We start from the raw sequence: 18850 nt of genomic DNA, 5'->3' as shown, positions 1-18850 counted from the left end.
TCAATATATTATTCCTGATCAGGTGATTTTGGTTTTGGCTTCATCGTGGGCCGAAACGCTGGTTTTGGCTTCGGAGTTTCCTCTTTTGCTTCGATTATATCCTGATCTGATTTGTTTTCATTTGTTATTTCTGCCGTATTCTCAATCGTTGGCTCGGCTTTGGGCTTCATTGTAGGCCTAAAAACAGGTTTGGCTTTTATTTCCTCAATTTCAGACTTTTCAATCCTTACTTCCGGGATTTCAGAAACAGGCATTTTCGGTTTCATGGTTGGTCTGAAAGCTGGCTTCGGAGCAACAGATTCCACAGAAATTTCAGGAATTATTTCAGCAGAGGAAGGCGATTCAACCTTAGGTTTCATCGTTGGACGAAATGCCGGTTTGGCTTTTACTTCTTCATTTTCAGACTTTTCAACCACAGTTTCCGGAATTTCAGAAACCGGTGTTTTCGGTTTCATCGTCGGTCTGAAAGCTGGTTTGGGAGTAACAGATTCCGCAGGAATTTCAGGAGTTATTTCAGTAGCAGGAGGCGTATCAACCTTCGGTTTCATCGTTGGACGAAACGCGGGTTTGACTTTTACTTCCTCCGTTTTTATTTCTTCTGAACTAGAAACCGGAGATTCCGGAGCAGTATCCGCTTTCGGTTTCATAGATGGCCTAAAAGCTGGCTTCGCTTTTGGAGCCTCACCCGGTTGCATATTACTTTCTTTATTAATCTCCTCAGCCGCAACCTTAGGTTTCATAGAAGGTTTGAAAGGCAATTTAGCTACCGGTTTTTCAACAATTTCTTCCGGTGTTATATCACTTTCAGATTTAGCTTCGACCAGAGCAGGTTTTCTTGGTTGGAAAACAGGTTTTGGTCTTGGCGAATCACCTTCCGCAGATTCCTCTTTTGCAACAATTTCTTCCTGTTTTGGCTTGATCGTTGGCTTGAAAGCAGGACGAGCGACCGGGGTTTTGGCTGTAACCTCAGAAGGAGCAGCAGGTTTTTGAGCCGCTTTAAGTGCCTCTTTTTCTTTTTGGAACTGTTCCAGTAAATCTCGTTTTTCCTGAGCTTCATCAGCTGTCAGGTTTCCAAAATTATAAACCATGTCCCGGATATCAACCTCGCTATAATCGAAAGTTTTCGTCATGGTAAGACATTCCGTCGGACAAACGGTTGTACAAAGTCCGCAGTAGCAGCACTTTGCCATATCAATGTCAAACTTTGCGGCATAGAGACGGATTGGTGAACCGTCAGATGCACGGCCAACTTCTTCAATTGCTTTAATCGGCTCAATTTCAATACAATCAACCGGACAAACTTTTACACACTTATCACAGACAATACAGTCGTCCATTTCATTGTGAAGCCGATAACGGCCATTATCCGGAATAGGGATTGTTTCCTGAGGATACTGAATGGTAACCATACCATCCTGCAAATCATAGAAATTATTCGAACGGATATCATTATTACTCCGACGTCGTCTTGCCTGAAATAAGTGGCGCAACGTCAGTTTCATACCCGTTAAAGTGGTATTAATTCCCTCCGATATATTTTTGAAGTAAGTTGACAACGTTAGCAGATCTCAATTTTCAATTCATGATTACATCCGGAAAATCCGAAAATAAGCCTATTGCAAAGATAGAGTAATCTATTAAAAAACTTACTTTTCAATAGAAACACCTTCCAGTATTGCCAATAATTCTTTTTGCATAGACTGTGTTTTATCAGCCGCATACCATTTATGAATATCCTCAGCAAATTCTTTGTACGGCTTAACCGGGTTTTCTTTATATTCTTTCAACATCAGCTGAGCACCAGCCGGCCGTGGACCCCAATTGAAAATCTCATTGAATTCTCCATCAGCAGCAATCAATTTTGGAATGGAGCGTCCTCCATTGGTAAGATATTGGTCCATTAGATCCAAATTTTCATCTCTCAACAGCAGTTGCAAATCAATCAGCGGATTCAATTTCGCCATGGCGGCCAAAACCGGAATATTTTGTGCTGCATCTCCACACCATGCCTCTGTCAAAACATACCAGATTTGCGGAAATTCAATCTTACTCACAGCCATTTTCAAACTCTCACCTAAAACAACCGTTTTGTTTAACCGTTGCATTCGATGTAAATTCAATTTTGTATAATGATTTAAATCTTCTGATTGTTGCGGCCCTGTTGTTCTTTGTTCCATCACAACCATTTCCATTAAGAGCATATAATCGGAATAAGAATAAATTGTTCTTTCCATTCCACTTTGAAATAAATCAGCAAGATTTTTCATAAGAGTATCTTTGTACAAAGAAAAAACCCTAACGTGTGCATTTCAGTTCAGACAATTCGATTCAAATATTTACTATACTTTGTCTGCTAGGCAATAATCTTCATTGATTAAAGGGTATGTAAACAAAAAATGATTGGTAGCGCGATTTGAGGCTACTGGAATACTCCAGAACAGACATAAGTGGAGCAATGCTTTTAGATCCGGATCATGCGTTTGAGCAGAAAATTTCTATTTAAAAGGGCATCAGTTATGAATCTCTCCTCAGATACCCCGAATATAATTCAAATACACCGTTGCCAAAACTTCGCGGTCAAAATGATTTTTGACAAATGAATATCCATTTTCTCCTTGCCGTTTCGCATGATCAGGATTTTGCTGATAAAATCTGATTTTATCAGCAAAATCTTGCGGGTTTTCCGGTTCTACAAATAATCCGCCATTAGCTTCTTCAATTAATGTTTTCGAAATTCCATCAATAGCCATCAAAACCGGTTTTTTACAAGACAAATAATCAAAAGTTTTATTGGAATAAATTGTTTTAAAAATATCTGTTTTTTTCAAAACCGACATACCAACATCAGAAGCCAGGATGTATTGAAACACTTCGCTTTTCGATACCGAATCGATAAAACGGACATTGGAAAGTTGTTTTCGGTTAGCTTCTTTAATTAAATCCTGCTTCTCCGAGCCATTTCCAATAAGCAGAAAAACCACTTTTGTATCCCGTAATAATTCTGCCGTTTCCAAAACCTGACTCAGATGATTAGCAATCCCATGCGCTCCAACATAGGTTATAACAAACTGGTTTTCAAGGCTATGAATTTTACGGAAAGAATCGGAATCAAATGACGTAAGTAGTTTGTCAGAAAAAATAAAATCTGCCCCGTTTGGAATAGAAATAATTTTATGAGCTGCAACATACTTTTGATTGATCAATATTTCCCGAAATGCAGGTGTTAAAACACATATTAGTTTCGCTTTCTGATAAACCAGTTTTTCGAACCAGAAGGAAAAACGAATCAGATATTTGTTTTTCAAAACGCCGGTATCAATGGCGGATTCAGGCCATAAATCTCTGACTTCAAATACAAAAGGAATATTTTTCCACCAACTTAAAAAAATCGCTATCACACCAACAAATAAGGGCGGTGAAGTGACAATAATAATATCATATTTTTCTTTCGCCAGAAATATTCCACCCAAAATCCCGGAAACAACAAACGACAGAAAAGACCAAACGCGACTTATGAAACTTGTATCACCAGAACTTACATGACAGCGAATCACTTTGACCAAATCCCTGTTTGTGGAAGAATGAAAATATTTTCCGTCATACCGGGATTTTGTGTTTTCCATGTAATGCGTCATACCAGCCAGAACCGTTATTTCGTTTCCGGACTCCGTCCACATCCGGCTCATTTCATTCCATCTTGAACCGCCACCCTGGTCATCTTCAAGGAAAAACTGATGTATTAATAAAATGCGCATTGCTGATTTTATCTTTAATTTTTGAACGGATTACTGTCTTGATATATCGCTCTGCACTGCTAAAAACAATTCTTTGTGCCAATTTTTTTTCTCCATAAGTGCCAGAATACCATCCTTCGGTTTTGGATAATGAAATTTCTTTTTCATCTTGTTGAAAAGCGTTAATAGTAAACTTTTCAAAAAATGTCGGATGAGGGTGCCAGATTTGATGCATCAAAATTCCTTCCGGTGCATTCTCAATCCAGTCTTCAATTATCCAGTGAAAAGCTCCTTTTACTTTGGTCACTTTCCGCTTGTGAACGATAGTTCTTCCAAGTTTTTTAAATCCTTCAAACCAGCCTTCAAAAATTGTAGTATCCTTTGCTTCCCGCCAGTTGCCTTCGCTTTTTTTAATCCAGTCGTACCAAATAAACCGGTTCCCTTTTCGCATCTGATCATAATTTCCTATCATCACAGTATTATGTGAAGCGGTTCCTGAAAAGTAATTTGTCCATTTTGCATCCGTATTATATTGATAAGATCCGGCATCCCTCAAAATATTTTCGCCATCAACCCAGATATCAAGATGTAAATTATCCGACTGAAAAGGACGATTTTGGTAACTACCGCACCGAAGAAATGTAATTGTACTTCTGTCTTTTAAAACATAATAACCCCCATTTGGAAAAACGGAAATTTGAAAACTTTTAGCTGGAATATTTTTCTGATAAGTATCCGGATTTAAGCCAAGCCAAAAACTCTCCTCGCTCCACGGCCCATTTCCATAATCACATTTTTCTTGAAGAACTGTTGATAAAGCAAGTAACTGTGGTCGAAAATCCCGAAAATGACAATCCGTCAAAGGGAAAAACAAAGCGCCATCATTATTTCCATAATTAGGCAACCGGCCTGTTTTGGTATCCTGACAGGTTTGAAGAAATATTAAAGATTTTCTTGCCCGGTCATATATTACTTCATCCCAGGTTTCATTATTCAACTCCGAAAGCCGAATCGCCCAGGTTAATAATTGAACCACAACACGATGGTAATTCATGGAAAATTGAAGAAAAGCGCCATCCTCATAAATCTGATAAGCGATTTCCTCTTCAAACCAACTCTTCCCTTTTCGCTTCCATTCATTGCTTTCTTCAAAAAACGGATATAACAATCCAATTAAATACAAGCCCAAAGTTTCTGTCAGCGCATGATTATTTCGAACTACAATGCGTGAAAAATCAATATTTTCCGCTACATGAAGCATCTGCTGGTAAATACTATTTAGGATTTTTGCGAGAAGCTGATCATTCAGATTAGCAGAGTTCTTGTAATACTGCAATGCAAAAGTCCAGTTTAATACTCGTAGCGTTATTTCCTGACTGCACCGCCAGTTTGGGCCACAATTAACAGGATTACTATCAATCCAGCTTCCTATTTGTGAAAAAACGGTTTTAGATTGATCTCGTCCAAAATAATAATCGTAACGTATTAGATCATAGAGAAAAGTAAAACGTGATTTCTCCCAAACGTACTTAATATCACCGGCCTGCGCAGAAAAATCGGGAATTTTTGTCCAATGTTTTTTGATATCATACTTAAAACCATTTAAAGGATTAGTCAGCCAATCCTCAACGTCAAACCATTTTGATCCAAAATATAAAAACCGATTTTGCTGAATGGCTTCAACACGTTTTAAAAGCGCACGATAATCCGGAAATTTCTGCCCGAAATTCGACTCCGGAAATTGATCAGAAAAGAAAAAGTTTACAGGAATAGTCTTCCATTCTTCCAGTGCGATTATTTTCTTTTCCTTCAGATTAACAGGAAAAAGAAATTTTAATATACCTGTTCGCCGTCGAAATTCGTACCAGATACGGAAACCGAAATAACGCAAACCCATATTTTGAACCAGTTGCAAAATATCCCAAAATCCAAACAAACCCGATTTCAGGCTTTTGAAAAAATCTTTCATGATATGTGTGCATTGCTAATCCGGAATGAAGATGTATCTGATGAAAATTCAAAGTAACAAGCCATATGTAAGTTGTTTTAACAAATCATTTTCACTATATTAGAATAAAGCACTGGTAAAAAGTAACCCTAACGCAACCATTAAAGCCCTTCAATTTTAAATTTAACTGTACCTTAATAGCCAATTGTATTTTTGGTTTTAATTTGTGATCATGATTTCTAATACCTCTTCCAGGTATCTCACGCCGGTTTTAAAAAAAGATCAGCCTGACGATACTTATAAATTTCAGCCTTTACCCTCTCCTTCCGGCACGTATCCTTATCGGTTAGCATTACAGGAAATTATCCAGGACGTTACCACTGAAAAAACGATATTCCATATGTTAGGTGATACCGGAAGTATCGGCAGACCAGCATTTCAGCATTTGGTAGCCAGTGAAATGGCGCGGCAATATGACGTAAGTGAAGAAAATCGCCCGCAATTTTTATTTCATCTGGGTGATGTCGTTTACAGTTTTGGTGAAGCGAGCCGTTATTACACACAGTTTTTTGAACCTTACGATAAGTATCCCGGACCGATATTTGCCATAGCGGGAAATCACGATAGCGACGTAAATCCTAATGCGGCCACGCCTTATAAAAGTCTTGACGCTTTCAAAGCCGTATTTTGTGACTCTGAATCAAAAGAAATTAGTTTTGGAGGCGGAGTGGATCGAAAAAGTATGGTTCAGCCCAATATTTACTGGACGCTCAAAGCGCCGCTGGCGAATATTATTGGCTTACATAGTAATGTTCCGAAATTTGGAGTGATCACTCCTGAGCAACAAAAATGGTTTAAGGAAGAATTAATAGCTGCCGACAAAGAACGACCAAATAAAGCATTGATTTTATGTTTACATCACGCGCCATATTCAGCCGATATAAATCATGGTTCGAGTATTCCGATGATAACGCTTTTGGAAGAAATATTTGAAGAAACGGGTGTGAGGCCGGATATCGTTTTCAGCGGTCACGTACACAATTACCAAAGATTTACAAAGGAATATAAAGATGGTTTGAAAATCCCGTTCATAGTGGCAGGTGCCGGAGGTTATGACGAACTTCATCCCGTGGCGCTAAAAAGCGACACCCGTTTTACCAATGAGAGTGATTTATTTGAAGGACTCAATCTGGAAAATTATTGTGGAGACAAACATGGCTTTTTGAAAATCGCCATAGAAAAAACAAGCACCGGATTAATTTTGAAGGGAGAATATTACACCATTCCCCATGAAGAGAAAATGGATAATACTATGCAGGCTTCATTGGCCGATGAATTTGAACTTCATCTCTAATCCCTTAAAAAACAAAAAAGCAAATCATTTCTGATTTGCTTTTTTTACTGTGGGCCCTGCTGGATTCGAACCAGCGACCCCCTGCTTGTAAGGCAGGTGCTCTGAACCAACTGAGCTAAGAGCCCTCTCGGGAATTTAAAATAATGACCTTCTTTTCAACTTTTTGAGAAAAAGTAAAACGAGTTATTGCTAACTCGTTTTCTTGTGGGCCCTGCTGGATTCGAACCAGCGACCCCCTGCTTGTAAGGCAGGTGCTCTGAACCAACTGAGCTAAGAGCCCCTCTTGTCATCATTCGGGAGTGCAAATATGCAGGACTGATTTTCTTTATCCAAATTATCCACAGAAAAAATTTTAATTTTTTTAAATATTTTTTCCAACAAACTGATAATCAGAATTCTGTTTATTCAAAATTTAAATATAAAGTTACTGTATGGGTAGTAAGTTTTCCAATTCCCACAGCACTTGAATTTTTTGATGGATTCAATACATTCTTTAAACCCGTAGAAAATCTTAATTCAGGAGCGAATTTAAAGAACTCGAAAAACCGCTCATAACCTACACCATAATCGAGTGTAAAATCAGATGTTTGTGTATCAAGCCTGCCTCCGGCACTACCGGTTCCGGCAGTACTTTTCTTAACATTGGTTTCAAGACCAAGCGTAACACCGGCAATCATGTACATACGTGTATTGACCCGTCTTTTTGATTTATATTTTATGAGTAACGGAATTTCAAGCCAGGTGGACTCACGTTTATCAATTTTGTTCGAACTGTTGGGATAGCTATACTTAATCTGACGCTCGTAAAGAGAAACCGATGGCGTTGTCCGGATATCAAATCTTTCACTCAGATAAGCATTGAGAATAAAACCCATCCGAAAAGCCGTTTTCATTGGCGACTGGATCAAATAAGCTGAATCGCCGGGAACGAATGCATCGCTATGACGGATATTATAACTGGTAAACGGCATGGCGAACAATATCCCGTAATGGATCGGTTTGTCGTCATAATATTCCAAATGTCGGCGCACATAACCTTGTCCCTGTGACCTTACTTCCTGTGAAAAAACACACAGAATAGCGAAACTGATAATTATTTTTGTCCTGTATAGATGGAGCAAATCCCGAAGGTTAATGGTATGCATTTGGTATTTTTAAAACCTGCTTTTTTATAAATTTCAAGAAAAGCCTCCCCATCCGGAAATGCCTGAACGGATTCAGGAAGGTATGTGTAGGCTGCACTGTCCTTTGAGACGGTCTTACCTATCAATGGTAATATATATTTGAAATAAAAATTGTAAAACTGCTTAAATGGGAAAGAGCGTGGTTTTGAAAATTCAACAACAACACAAGTTCCACCCGGTTTCAGGACACGATTCATTTCTGTTAGTCCGGCCAACAGATTTTGATAATTACGTACTCCAAACGAAACGATAACAGCGTCAAAATAATTGTTCTCAAAAGTCAAACTTTCCGAGTCTCCACTTTGTAAAGTGATAATATTCTGCTTCCCCAGTTTGGCAATTTTCTCACGTCCAACGGCCAGCATGCCTTCGGAAATATCTACACCATAAATCTTTTCAGGATGAAGAGAAAGTGCTTCAATAGCAAAATCACCCGTACCTGTTGCGATATCCAGAATCACTTTTGGCTGTTCTTTTCTAAGCAATTTTATCGCACGTTTACGCCAGTAAATGTCCACACCTCCACTCAAAACATGGTTTAATAAATCATATTTTGGCGAAATATTATCAAACATTTCCGCTACCTGTTCACGCTTGCTGCCGTCCTTGTCTTTATAGGGTACTACACTCATTTTCGATTAGCATAAAATTAGAATTACAAAACTAACAGATATTTATTGGTTATCGTTTTGCTACCAATATGTAAAGTTTGCATAAAGCACTGATTTTAAACCTCGACACGATAATATAAATCACGATAGTTTTATATTTGTTTTAATACTACACACACTTTCCGGTTATGATTCGTAAATTTTTACAATTATTTATGTTTATTTCCATATACTTCCCGATAAAAGCTCAACATCGGAATAGTTGGAAAGAAGCGTATGAAAACTACAAGCGGGGTAATTCCAGGCAAAAAATAATTTCTCCCTATTCAATAACTGCCAGAGGTGGACTGACTCAATTCTATGGCGAACTGGGCCAGCAGGATATGCCCGGAATGTTTGGTATTGAATTGAACAGGACAATTAACAGGACACTTTCTGCAAGCCTGGAATATTCTATGGGCAAACTTGGCGGACAGGAAATTTCATTCTTCAATTCTTATTTCATCAATGAATATAACGCCATAGAATTACTGGCCAAGTGGAATCTGACAGAACAATTTGTTCGGGGTTATGATGGAGAATTTAATATAAACCTATACACCGGACTAGGATTAATGATGTTTAGCGCCAATGCTTTTGATATCAAAACCAATAATCTGTTACGATTTACGAACAGTAAGACAAGCGCCAGAAATCCACTCTTTTTACGTTGGGGAAAGCCGCATGGAAAGTGGGGCATCAAAAAAACGAATGAGCGAATTATTCCAATCGGCGCTTCGTTTGATTATAAGTTGTTTGAAAAACTGATTTTCGGTTTTGATTATCACTTTTATTTTGTGCGAAGTGACAAAGTGGATGCAACATCGGGTATGCGTTTAATAAATCCCGAAGAGGCAGATTCTTACAGCAAAACGCCGAATGATAAATTCAGCTTTCTCGCATTATCGGTCACATACAGGTTCAGCGGCAATGCAACAAAAAGAATACGGCGATAATATTTTATCTTTATACACTACTTTTCATCAGCTTAATTTTCATCCTTTGGCCACAATCGAATACAAATTATATCCGACATTACTAAATCTTTTTGATCGTTATCAAAAAGGTTATATCGAAAAAACCGACTTCCTAAACCGGATCAATCGTGTCCCTATCCCGCAGACAGAATCGCAGGCAAAAGGATCATCTTTTGAAGAAGCCGTGATTAAAGGGGTCAATGAGGATTCTTTTGACGCCGGGATACTTGACAAAGTCCGGGCATTATTACCTCGCCCCATGATGAAAACGCAGGTTTATTGTGAACATCAGCTAGGTAACGTTTTGCTTTATGGCTATGTTGATGTCATCGGGAAAACGCTGGCAGTTGATATCAAAACGACTAATAATTATCAGCCTGGAAAGTTTGAACATAGTCATCAAAATTTTTATTTACCCGCCTTACGCTCCAAAGGAATCAGGACTTTGCGTTATGTGATCACAGATTTCCAGGAAGTGTATCAGGAAAATTATGATCAGACGATTGACTTTTCTGTGCAGAAAATACAGATAAAATTATTTTGCGATTTTTTGGAAGAACATCGGGGGGAGGTAACAGATGGAAGGATTTTTGGGAGGTAAATAACGGAAACCTTCAAATTTAATCAAGGCTCGTAAAGCACAAATGTCAAATCTGAAACCTGCCCAAATTGTTTATCTGCTGAAAGAAGTGGGACACCGAGGAAAATAGCTGTGGCTGCTACGATCGCATCTGGTAATTTCAGAGCATAATTTCGGCGAATCTGTTTTGTAATTTCTTTTATGCCTTCGTTGATGTCAATGATTGCACAATCTTCATGAAATAATTCAATCTTCGCTTCTTCTAAAGTTGTGATATTCTTATATCCTAGTAATTCAAGTTCATTAATAAATGAAACATAAAAAACTTTACCTTGAAGATACTGTTCCAATATAACATCTCCATTTAACACATACAGAGCTATATTGGTATCTAATAACATATTAATCCCACTCATCTCTCATGGATTTTTGAATAGCCAGGGGATCTTCTTTTAGCTTTATTGTTCCCGCATATTTTTTCAAATCTGGCTTCTTTTGGTCGCTTTTAGCAGCTTTAATCTGCTCGTCAACTTTATCGAAGGATACTCCCTTTTTTAAGATAATTGTCATAGCTATACGGATTTCATATGAATTTACGAAAAAAGTTAGCCTCCCCAAAATTACATTTTATTCAAAATAAAAGGAATTATCATTTTTTTCCAAAAACACAATATCCTGCTAGAATTTCTAACAGGATATTGTGGTGATTAACAATACCAAGTTTAATAAGATCTCACTTAAAATATTAATTCAATGACCAGTTGTGTGTGTCCATTTTGGTCTTTTTGCGTTTATTTGTCGCAATTATTGACGCAATAAAGCAAAAAACCACTTCTATTGCTAGAAGTGGCGGTTTGTGGTGATGGACGGAATCGAACCGCCGACACAAGGATTTTCAGTCCTTTGCTCTACCGACTGAGCTACATCACCAGCTCAACTCGTTCCCTATGGGACTGCAAAGGTAGAATTACGATTTGTCTTTCCAAATTATTTAAGGAAAAAATTTACAAATATTTTTACTCAACAAGTCATTATCTGGTCTACTATCCTGATTTCCTAAGACTTATCCAGTTAAAAAAATTTTTTATTTTGAAAAAACTTGTAGCTAAATACATTTTTACCATATTTGTTTTTAGTATGCTTGCATACTAATTTATAGAAATACCGTTATTGATACCGCAAACCTAATTCCTATGGCCATAATCCAGCAAATCCTCTTTTTGGCAATTCTTGGAATTGTCGGCTGGCTGGTTTTTAAGAGAGCCAGTCTGATTAGAAATACAATATTGTTAGGCCGTGATGAAAATCGCACGGATCAGCCTGCCTTACGCTTTGCCACCATGCTCAGAATTGCATTTGGTCAAAAGAAAATGTTTGACCGGCCACTTATCGGCCTCATGCACTTCGTTGTTTATGCCGGATTTTTACTGATTAATATTGAAGTGCTTGAAATTGTTTTGGACGGAATACTAGGAAAGCACAGGCTTTTTGCTCCTTTCCTCGGTTCCTTCTATACTTTTCTAATTGGCTTTTTTGAATTTCTTGCGGTTGGTGTTTTAGTAACTTGCACCATATTCTTAATCCGCCGTACATTTTTAAAAGTTGAAAGATTTCAACCTTCCCGCCACAGAGAGATGAATGGCTGGCCGCAGCTTGATGGGAAAGTTATTTTGCTTTTTGAAATTGTTTTGATGATTGCTATCCTGACCATGAACGCCGCAGATACCGTTTTACAGGAAATGGGAAGTGGGCACTATATTCCTACGGGTGATTTTGCATTTAGCCATTTTCTCAAACCACTTTTCGCTAATTGGAACGAAACTTCTTTAATGATTTATGAGCGATTCGCCTGGTGGTTTCATATTCTGGGAATTTTCACTTTCGCAGTTTACGTCACTTATTCAAAACATTTACACATTGCGCTGGCGTTTCCCAATACCTATTTCTCCCGTTTAACGCCAAAAGGAGAAATGCACAACATGCCCGATATCACCAGGGAAGTAAAAATCATGTTGGGCCTGACGGATACAGATTCAAATACCAGTGCAGAAGAAAACGCCATTCCTGAGCGATTTGGGGCAAAAGATGTGCCGGATTTGAGCTGGAAAAACCTGATGGATGCCTATTCCTGTACAGAATGCGGTCGCTGTACAGAAGCCTGCCCTGCCAACATTACAGGGAAAAAGTTATCCCCGCGTAAAATCATGATGGATACGCGCGACAGGCTTGAAGATATTGGCCGGATTATGCACGTCAACGATGGAAAGTTTGTCGAAGACGGAAAAAGCCTGATGGGGGATTATATCAGCAATGAAGAGATTTTGGCTTGTACAACCTGTAACGCTTGTGTGCAGGAATGTCCGATTTTGATTAATCCGCTCGATATTATTCTTCAGCTACGTCGATATAAAATCATGGATGAAGCTCAGGCTCCTGCCGCGTGGAATGCGATGTTCCAAAACCTGGATACGAATCAAGCACCATGGAAATTCTCCCCAGGTGATCGTTTCAACTGGGCTGAGAAATTACGGAATGAGGTTTAGAATTATTCCTGACTTCATTTTACAAAATAAAACGGCCAATTATTTATTTGAAACCCATGAGTGAAATAACATATAAAGTACCAACCATGGCCGAAATGGCCGCTAATAATGAAATGCCGGAAGTGCTTTTCTGGGTTGGTTGCGCAGGTTCTTTTGACGATCGGTATAAAAAAGTGACGGTCGCTTTTGTAAAAATATTAAACAAAGCCGGTGTCAAATTCGCCGTTTTAGGGACAGAAGAAAGCTGTACCGGAGATCCTGCACGTCGCGCCGGGAATGAATTTACTTTCCAGATGCTGGCCATGTCCAATATTCAGGTGCTGAATATGTATGGCGTTAAGAAAATAGTAACAGCTTGTCCGCATTGTTTTAATACCCTTAAAAACGAATATCCGGAACTGGGTGGAAACTATGATGTAGTTCATCATTCAGAATATTTGCAGCAATTGATTAACGAAGGCCGTGTGAGAATTGAAGGCGGAGAAAGTTTTAAAGGCCGGAAAATCACATTCCATGACTCCTGCTATCTGGGCAGAGCAAATGGGATTTATGAAGCTCCACGCCACGTTCTGGAAGCTTTGGATGCTGATCTGGTTGAAATGAAACGCTGCAAAACCAAAGGACTTTGCTGCGGTGCCGGTGGCGGACAAATGTTTAAAGAACCGGAAGCAGGTAAAAAAGATATAAACATTGAACGTATCGAGGAAGCTATCGAAACGGGTGCTACTACTATTGCAGTTGCCTGCCCATTTTGCATGGTTATGATGACTGACGGGGTTAAAAACAAAGAAAAAGAAGATTCCGTCAAAGTTTTTGACCTTGCAGAATTGATCGCCCAGGCAGAAGGATTGTAAGCTTTATTTTATCAAGATTATTGTTTTTGAAAGCTCATTAAATAACCGGTAACATCTGCCAGCGCCTGTTCATCCAAACCTAAATTAACAGGTTCGGGCATTAATGAATTGGGCAGTTTTTCGCGTTTTTTGATATCCATCGGCTTAACTACATGTTTCGCTCCCGATACGTCTTTCAGTACCAAATTATTCCCATCGCTTAATAAAAACCCAAAGTAAGATTCTCCCTTTTTAGTGGTGACCACATAGGCTTCATAGCCAAAAACGATATTAGCCGAAGGGTTTATGATCGCATCCAGCAAGGATGTTTTATCAAATTTTTCATGAATCTTGGTAAGATCAGGACCTATTTCACCTCCATCTTCTCCATGATGATGACAAACTGCACAATTTGTAATAAATAATTTCTTGCCATTTTCAGGATTTGCAGACATGCGATTGATAAAATCAACCTTCATTACTTTTCCGTTTCTTGAAAAAAACTGACTGCCCACAGTCCGTACATTCTGGCTTGGATTTTTAAAAATCAACTCGCTGACCGATTTAGCAATTGTATCCGAAAGTTTCCCCTGAACTCTCATTTCAATCAGCATATCGCCGCCGGAAGGATCCTGCGCCATTTTTTTCGCCGACGCGATTCTGTTTGTAAGAGGTTGCTTATCATCTGAAAGGATTTTCTTTAACGCCAGCATTTTCTGGTTAACCGGCGCAACTGTATTTATCTCAAACACCTTCCAATCCAGCAAATCCGCCCAATCATTAGTTCGTCTAAAATTCAGCCACCACATTGCATTTGAAGAAACATCCTGAAGTTTGGATTTTGATAATTCCAACATTGCAAGGGCTGCTTTCTTATCACGAATAAAAGCAAGTGCCGTCACCGCTTTCTTGCGATCTGTTTCAGAAACACTAGCAGCTTCGGACCTTAGTTTTAAATCACCAACCGCTGCAACCGGATGCAAATGCCAGATAAGATTTGCCTCCGGCGTTTTCCAGGATTTGGAATCTCCGGGGTAAATTTCCTTGATCAAAGAATAAACCTCCATTTCTTTACGCTCAGAAGCCGTTCCAAGTGCACCGAGCAACCATGGATCTTTCCCGTCATATTGTTTCAAAAGCTGACGAATAATTCCTTTGAATTGTGAAAAAGGAATATCTCTCAAAGAAACAGCAACTTCCGCCTGAATTGCTGCGTCCGGATCTGCTGCTAATTGTTCCGCATATGGTAAAATAGTTAAATTTGTAGCTCTCAATGCACGATAAGCATTCAATCGCAGAGCCGGATCTTGATTTTTCAATAACTTTTCAACTTCCGCTTTTCCTTTTTCTCCCAACTGTGCCAATAACCAGATTGCCCTGGCCGCATGATATGGGTTTTCAGATTTTAAAAGTGATTTCACAGGTTCCACAGCGGAATCGCCTTTCTTTTTCAACAAATCAAAAGCAACCGCCCGAACGTTTACAGCTGGATTTTTTAATACTTCAATCAAACCTTCGGTCGTGGTAAAATCAAGTTTTGGAGCAGGAATTTTCTTATTTTTTGGTGTGATCCGAAAAATCCTGCCGTAACCCTTTTTATCTTTCATCGCATGACCACCCACAATCGGGTCGTACCAGTCCGCGATGTATAATGCACCATCCGTTCCCGCTACAATATCTGAGGGGCGAAACCATTTTCTGGTATCATTATCCGTTTCAAACCATTCATATTTCTCTGAGGCTTGTGAAAAAGAACTGATCAGATCTTTTCTTTTCAAATCAAATCCTGCGCCATTTTTTTCCGGTTTGTAGGCAAAAATGACATTTCTCCCTGCCTCGCAGCTTAGTAACATTCCCCTGTATTGAGGGCCTAAACCGTCCCCTTCATAAAACATAATTCCAGTTGGCGAACCCGCTCCCGTATTATCACCAGCCGGCATGACACCCGGATCTTCCTGACGCCAGTGCGCTGTAAAAATATCCTGACCGGGACGACGGTCCGCTTGCCAGAACCTTGTTCCGTCCGAAGAAAAATAACCTGCATTGCCATATTCCGGCAAGTAAGAAGTCCGGCAGGTAATCACCTGATCATCATTATCATTCTGCCAGCGGTTTCCATAGCTGTCCATGCAGACTTCATAACTATTGCGGAAATTATGACCGACTACTTTCAAACCTGTTCCGTCAGGATTAATTCGTAAAGCCAGCCCTCCTACCCAAATCCGCCCGTCGTCAGATTTCACATTTCCTTCATTTTTCAGGTTATAAGGCGTTCCTCCTGTATACAAACTTCCACTTCTCAGCATCCAGCCACTTTTATCTTTGACAATATGCGGACCGGCATTTCCGGTATTGAAATACCACAAACCATCCGGACCAACAACCAGGGAATGCAGGGAATGATCGTGATCAAAACCACCAAAACCAGTCAGGAAAACCTCCCGTCTGTCTGGTTTGTCATCACCGTTGTCATCTGTATAAATCAACAAATTCGGCGCACAGGAAACAATGACTTTGTTACCAACCACCGCAATTCCCAAAGGCGCAGTTAACAGGGAATCCTCGACAAAAACTTTTGAGTTATCCGCTTTTCCGTCGCCATCTGTGTCTTCCAGGATCATCACCCGGTCACCTTTTTGTTTGTGGGATAATCTTTCAGCAGGTTTTGTATTGAAATCGCGGTAATTAACTGCCTCTGTAATCCAGATTCTCCCCTTCGCATCCACATCCATATTTGTTGGATTATTGAACATAGGTGCTTCCGCCCAAAGCTTTGCTTCCAGATCATCCGGAGTGTAAAGTCTTGAAGTATCACCTGCCAAAGCCGGCGTTCCCGGATTATTTTCAGGTTTCATCAAAGTATAATCAATAGAATTTTTATCCGTTGAAAATAATAAAAACAGACTTAACAGAAGTCCCGAAAAGGTAAGAGAAATCAATGTTGGGCGCATATTCAGGCGGGAAAATTCTTTTGATTCTTTTTATCAATACGCAAATAACTTACTTAAGTACTCCTTGTTATGTTGATAACAGCCAACGATATCCACATCTTTCGGGCTCGCCCATTCCAGCTGCATCCAGCCTTCGTAACCAATATCCTTTACCGCTTTTGCAATTTCCGGCCAGTTCAGCGTTCCTTCGCCCAGTCTTTGCCCATTTTCTTTCATGTGGAGTTCACAAATCCGGTCTTTTCCAAGCAATTTTAGTTCGTTGAAAACATCATTTCCGGCATCTGTCGCATTTCGGAAATCGTAATAAACTTTCACGGATTTTGATCCAACCTGCTCCATGATATTGATATGTTCCTGAGCCGTTAAGTAGGATTCTATTCCAAGTGTAATTCCTGATTTCTCAGCATAAGGTGCTGCTTTTTTCAATTTTTCAATAACCGCTTTTTGTCCCGGAATATCATTTCTTAAATCACCCTCCGAAAAGAAGGCAAGTAATATTACTTTGGCACCCAACTCTTTTGCTGCATCAATACTTTTCAAAACCCAATCTTCTGTTCTTGGATCCGATTTATAAGGAACACGGTTTAATTCACCAATGGCGAGACTTGATATTTTTATTCCTGTATTTTTTGAAGCCTGCCGGATTATTTCCAGCGTTTTTGGATCAGATAAACCGGATGGTTCCTTACTTGTGTTGTAACTAACCTGCACACCTTGCAGGCCAATTTTTTTTGCGATATCAAAAGCATCAGGAGATAATGTTTGGCCCAGAGACCAGTCGCAGGCACCAAGCTGAAAAGCCGATTTTGTTGCCGGAAATGTTTTCATGCCCGCAACAGTTCCGAACAATAATGCAGATTTCTTAATCGCTTGCCGCCGGTTCATCTTATTTATTTGCTTTTCTAAAAAAAGAAAGAAACTTTGTATTATACTGTTGGAGAAATCTCGTTAACCTGATTTAGAATAGAAAATAACTGAATTCAGAATTGCGAACTTAGTTTTTCAAGGACTTGTTTTAATTGGTACGACATCAACAGATTACATAATTTACTAATCATATCACCATGTATATCCCTTTTAGTGAAATAGATTTATCAGCCCGCGTCTGGATTTATCAGGCGAACCGGAAATTTACAGACGAAGAAGTTGGCATTCTTACCGAGACTTTGAAAGCTGCTTTGGAAAACTGGGAAGCGCACGGACATCCGCTCACGGCGTCAGGGAAAATTTTTGAACATCGTTTTGTGGTGATTGCTGTTGATGAAACGAAAGAATTGCCAAGCGGCTGCTCTATTGACAAATCGGTTCACTGGCTACAGGAAATAGGAAGTCGTTTGAATATTGATTTCTTTGACCGCTCTCTGGCCTATCTGGACGATAACAATAATGTTGAAACGATTCCGGTTCCAAAAATAAAACTGGCAGTTACAGAGCAGATCATCACGCCTTATACCACTATTTTTGATAATCAGGTTACTACGAAGGCGCAATGGATGAAACGGTGGAAAATCCCAGCATCCAGTTCATGGCTTAGTCGTTATTTTTCCACGCAAACCGCTTCCTAGTTTTGAAAGGTTTACCCGGCGACTTAGCTTTGCACACTACTTACTGATACCTGCATGAAAACTTTTGGACTGGTTGCTACTCTTTGTTTTACGATTTTATTAACAAGCTGTGACAAAAATGTTGTTTACAAAGCATACGAGGACATTGACGACGGCCAGTGGTTTATCAAAAACACGCCTTCTTTCAAGGTTGAAATTAAAGATAGTATGCAACTTTATAATGTATTTTACCTGGTACGAAATACGTTGCAGTATCCTTACTATAATTTATACCTGACAAGAAAAATCACCGGACCCGACAACACCTTGATGTCAACAACATTACAAGAGGTTTTTATTTCCAATGAAATAACAGGAAAACCATTTGGGAAAGGTTTGGGTGATTTATTTGATCATAAAATTCCTTTTCTGACAAATTATAAATTCCCGCGTTCGGGTACTTATACCTTTACACTTTCTCAGTCGATGCGGCAAAATCCGTTGCCCTTCGTGATGGGAATAGGAATTAGTGTTGAAAAAGCTGAGAAGTAA

The 18850-nt window shown here is 39.3% G+C and carries 17 protein-coding genes and 3 tRNA genes; 7 read left to right on the top strand and 13 right to left on the bottom strand.

What is annotated here, in order from left to right; translation table 11 throughout:
* Nucleotides 1-8: 8 nt before the first annotated feature.
* The 4 genes from FZF08_RS10725 to FZF08_RS10710 form a co-directional block, all read right to left on the bottom strand.
* Complete coding sequence (locus FZF08_RS10725) at nt 9-1502, bottom strand: 4Fe-4S binding protein (protein ID WP_159468637.1); 1494 nt, start codon at nt 1500-1502, stop codon at nt 9-11.
* A gap of 144 nt (nt 1503-1646) precedes the next feature.
* Nucleotides 1647-2267, bottom strand: a complete 621-nt coding sequence (locus tag FZF08_RS10720; RefSeq protein WP_159468636.1) for a thioredoxin family protein — start codon at nt 2265-2267, stop codon at nt 1647-1649.
* A gap of 261 nt (nt 2268-2528) precedes the next feature.
* Entirely contained in the window at nt 2529-3755 is a 1227-nt protein-coding gene (locus FZF08_RS10715; protein ID WP_159468635.1) for a glycosyltransferase family 4 protein, read from the bottom strand.
* On the bottom strand, nt 3721-5703 hold the full coding sequence (locus FZF08_RS10710) for an alginate lyase family protein (RefSeq protein WP_159468634.1): 1983 nt from the start codon (nt 5701-5703) through the stop codon (nt 3721-3723). Before FZF08_RS10710 ends, FZF08_RS10715 begins: the two co-directional genes overlap by 35 nt.
* 211 nt (nt 5704-5914) lie before the next feature.
* On the opposite strand from FZF08_RS10710, the gene FZF08_RS10705 reads away from it, so the two are divergent.
* Nucleotides 5915-7036, top strand: a complete 1122-nt coding sequence (locus tag FZF08_RS10705; protein WP_159468633.1) for a metallophosphoesterase — start codon at nt 5915-5917, stop codon at nt 7034-7036.
* 50 nt (nt 7037-7086) lie between these two features.
* On the opposite strand, the gene FZF08_RS10700 is transcribed toward FZF08_RS10705, so the two are convergent.
* The 4 genes from FZF08_RS10700 to ubiE form a co-directional block, all read right to left on the bottom strand.
* Nucleotides 7087-7161, bottom strand: a tRNA-Val gene (locus FZF08_RS10700).
* Nucleotides 7162-7241: 80 nt separating this feature from the next.
* Nucleotides 7242-7316: transfer RNA gene (locus FZF08_RS10695), tRNA-Val, on the bottom strand.
* A 121-nt stretch (nt 7317-7437) separates the two neighbouring features.
* Nucleotides 7438-8181: a porin family protein gene (locus FZF08_RS10690; RefSeq protein ID WP_159468632.1), complete on the bottom strand. Its 744-nt coding sequence runs from the start codon at nt 8179-8181 to the stop codon at nt 7438-7440.
* Nucleotides 8130-8852: a bifunctional demethylmenaquinone methyltransferase/2-methoxy-6-polyprenyl-1,4-benzoquinol methylase UbiE gene (gene ubiE, locus FZF08_RS10685; protein ID WP_159468631.1), complete on the bottom strand. Its 723-nt coding sequence runs from the start codon at nt 8850-8852 to the stop codon at nt 8130-8132. The genes FZF08_RS10690 and ubiE overlap by 52 nt, the downstream gene beginning before the upstream one ends.
* Nucleotides 8853-9046: 194 nt before the next feature.
* On the opposite strand from ubiE, the gene FZF08_RS10680 reads away from it, so the two are divergent.
* Together FZF08_RS10680 and FZF08_RS10675 are read left to right on the top strand one after the other, a co-directional pair.
* Nucleotides 9047-9826: a hypothetical protein gene (locus FZF08_RS10680; RefSeq protein ID WP_159468630.1), complete on the top strand. Its 780-nt coding sequence runs from the start codon at nt 9047-9049 to the stop codon at nt 9824-9826.
* The gene (locus FZF08_RS10675; protein ID WP_229216488.1) at nt 9801-10448 is read left to right on the top strand and encodes a hypothetical protein; all 648 of its coding nucleotides are present in this window, start codon (nt 9801-9803) and stop codon (nt 10446-10448) included. The genes FZF08_RS10680 and FZF08_RS10675 overlap by 26 nt, the downstream gene beginning before the upstream one ends.
* 23 nt (nt 10449-10471) lie before the next feature.
* Here the strand turns inward: FZF08_RS10675 and FZF08_RS10670 are convergent, their stop codons facing one another.
* From FZF08_RS10670 to FZF08_RS10665, 3 genes are all read right to left on the bottom strand, one after another.
* Nucleotides 10472-10843, bottom strand: a complete 372-nt coding sequence (locus FZF08_RS10670) for a type II toxin-antitoxin system VapC family toxin (RefSeq protein WP_159468629.1) — start codon at nt 10841-10843, stop codon at nt 10472-10474.
* Entirely contained in the window at nt 10830-10997 is a 168-nt protein-coding gene (locus FZF08_RS31555; protein WP_200837062.1) for a hypothetical protein, read from the bottom strand. Before FZF08_RS31555 ends, FZF08_RS10670 begins: the two co-directional genes overlap by 14 nt.
* Before the next feature lie 287 nt (nt 10998-11284).
* Nucleotides 11285-11357 (bottom strand) — tRNA-Phe (locus FZF08_RS10665).
* 263 nt (nt 11358-11620) lie between these two features.
* Here FZF08_RS10665 and FZF08_RS10660 point away from each other — a divergent pair.
* Both FZF08_RS10660 and FZF08_RS10655 read left to right on the top strand, forming a co-directional pair.
* Nucleotides 11621-12970, top strand: a complete 1350-nt coding sequence (locus FZF08_RS10660; RefSeq protein WP_159468628.1) for a (Fe-S)-binding protein — start codon at nt 11621-11623, stop codon at nt 12968-12970.
* 56 nt (nt 12971-13026) lie between these two features.
* Nucleotides 13027-13824: a (Fe-S)-binding protein gene (locus tag FZF08_RS10655; RefSeq protein ID WP_159468627.1), complete on the top strand. Its 798-nt coding sequence runs from the start codon at nt 13027-13029 to the stop codon at nt 13822-13824.
* Between the two features lie 17 nt (nt 13825-13841).
* Here the strand turns inward: FZF08_RS10655 and FZF08_RS10650 are convergent, their stop codons facing one another.
* Nucleotides 13842-16754, bottom strand: a complete 2913-nt coding sequence (locus tag FZF08_RS10650) for a PVC-type heme-binding CxxCH protein (protein WP_159468626.1) — start codon at nt 16752-16754, stop codon at nt 13842-13844.
* A gap of 33 nt (nt 16755-16787) precedes the next feature.
* Nucleotides 16788-17582: a sugar phosphate isomerase/epimerase gene (locus tag FZF08_RS10645; RefSeq protein WP_229216487.1), complete on the bottom strand. Its 795-nt coding sequence runs from the start codon at nt 17580-17582 to the stop codon at nt 16788-16790.
* Nucleotides 17583-17818: 236 nt separating this feature from the next.
* On the opposite strand from FZF08_RS10645, the gene FZF08_RS10640 reads away from it, so the two are divergent.
* Both FZF08_RS10640 and FZF08_RS10635 read left to right on the top strand, forming a co-directional pair.
* Nucleotides 17819-18319, top strand: coding sequence for a hypothetical protein (locus FZF08_RS10640; RefSeq protein WP_159468624.1), 501 nt, complete (start codon nt 17819-17821; stop codon nt 18317-18319).
* A gap of 54 nt (nt 18320-18373) precedes the next feature.
* Nucleotides 18374-18850, top strand: a complete 477-nt coding sequence (locus tag FZF08_RS10635; RefSeq protein WP_159468623.1) for a gliding motility lipoprotein GldH — start codon at nt 18374-18376, stop codon at nt 18848-18850.

The sequence above is a fragment of the Dyadobacter sp. 3J3 genome (assembly GCF_009801115.1).
Lineage (GTDB): Bacteria > Bacteroidota > Bacteroidia > Cytophagales > Spirosomataceae > Dyadobacter.
This window is presented reverse-complemented; position numbering and strand designations above follow the sequence as displayed.

Excerpts from the sequence above, each read along its gene's own strand:
- FZF08_RS10710 (WP_159468634.1), bottom strand. The coding sequence starts at position 5,703 with ATGAAAGATTTTTTCAAAAGCCTGAAATCGGGTTTGTTTGGATTTTGG.
- FZF08_RS10645 (WP_229216487.1), bottom strand. The coding sequence starts at position 17,582 with ATGAAAACATTTCCGGCAACAAAATCGGCTTTTCAGCTTGGTGCCTGC.
- FZF08_RS10655 (WP_159468627.1), top strand. The coding sequence starts at position 13,027 with ATGAGTGAAATAACATATAAAGTACCAACCATGGCCGAAATGGCCGCT.
- ubiE (WP_159468631.1), bottom strand. The coding sequence starts at position 8,852 with ATGAGTGTAGTACCCTATAAAGACAAGGACGGCAGCAAGCGTGAACAG.
- FZF08_RS10670 (WP_159468629.1), bottom strand. The coding sequence starts at position 10,843 with ATGAGTGGGATTAATATGTTATTAGATACCAATATAGCTCTGTATGTG.
- FZF08_RS10660 (WP_159468628.1), top strand. The coding sequence starts at position 11,621 with ATGGCCATAATCCAGCAAATCCTCTTTTTGGCAATTCTTGGAATTGTC.
- FZF08_RS10725 (WP_159468637.1), bottom strand. The coding sequence starts at position 1,502 with ATGAAACTGACGTTGCGCCACTTATTTCAGGCAAGACGACGTCGGAGT.
- FZF08_RS10635 (WP_159468623.1), top strand. The coding sequence starts at position 18,374 with ATGAAAACTTTTGGACTGGTTGCTACTCTTTGTTTTACGATTTTATTA.
- FZF08_RS10705 (WP_159468633.1), top strand. The coding sequence starts at position 5,915 with ATGATTTCTAATACCTCTTCCAGGTATCTCACGCCGGTTTTAAAAAAA.
- FZF08_RS31555 (WP_200837062.1), bottom strand. The coding sequence starts at position 10,997 with ATGACAATTATCTTAAAAAAGGGAGTATCCTTCGATAAAGTTGACGAG.
- FZF08_RS10675 (WP_229216488.1), top strand. The coding sequence starts at position 9,801 with ATGCAACAAAAAGAATACGGCGATAATATTTTATCTTTATACACTACT.
- FZF08_RS10720 (WP_159468636.1), bottom strand. The coding sequence starts at position 2,267 with ATGAAAAATCTTGCTGATTTATTTCAAAGTGGAATGGAAAGAACAATT.
- FZF08_RS10640 (WP_159468624.1), top strand. The coding sequence starts at position 17,819 with ATGTATATCCCTTTTAGTGAAATAGATTTATCAGCCCGCGTCTGGATT.
- FZF08_RS10690 (WP_159468632.1), bottom strand. The coding sequence starts at position 8,181 with ATGCATACCATTAACCTTCGGGATTTGCTCCATCTATACAGGACAAAA.
- FZF08_RS10680 (WP_159468630.1), top strand. The coding sequence starts at position 9,047 with ATGTTTATTTCCATATACTTCCCGATAAAAGCTCAACATCGGAATAGT.
- FZF08_RS10715 (WP_159468635.1), bottom strand. The coding sequence starts at position 3,755 with ATGCGCATTTTATTAATACATCAGTTTTTCCTTGAAGATGACCAGGGT.
- FZF08_RS10650 (WP_159468626.1), bottom strand. The coding sequence starts at position 16,754 with ATGCGCCCAACATTGATTTCTCTTACCTTTTCGGGACTTCTGTTAAGT.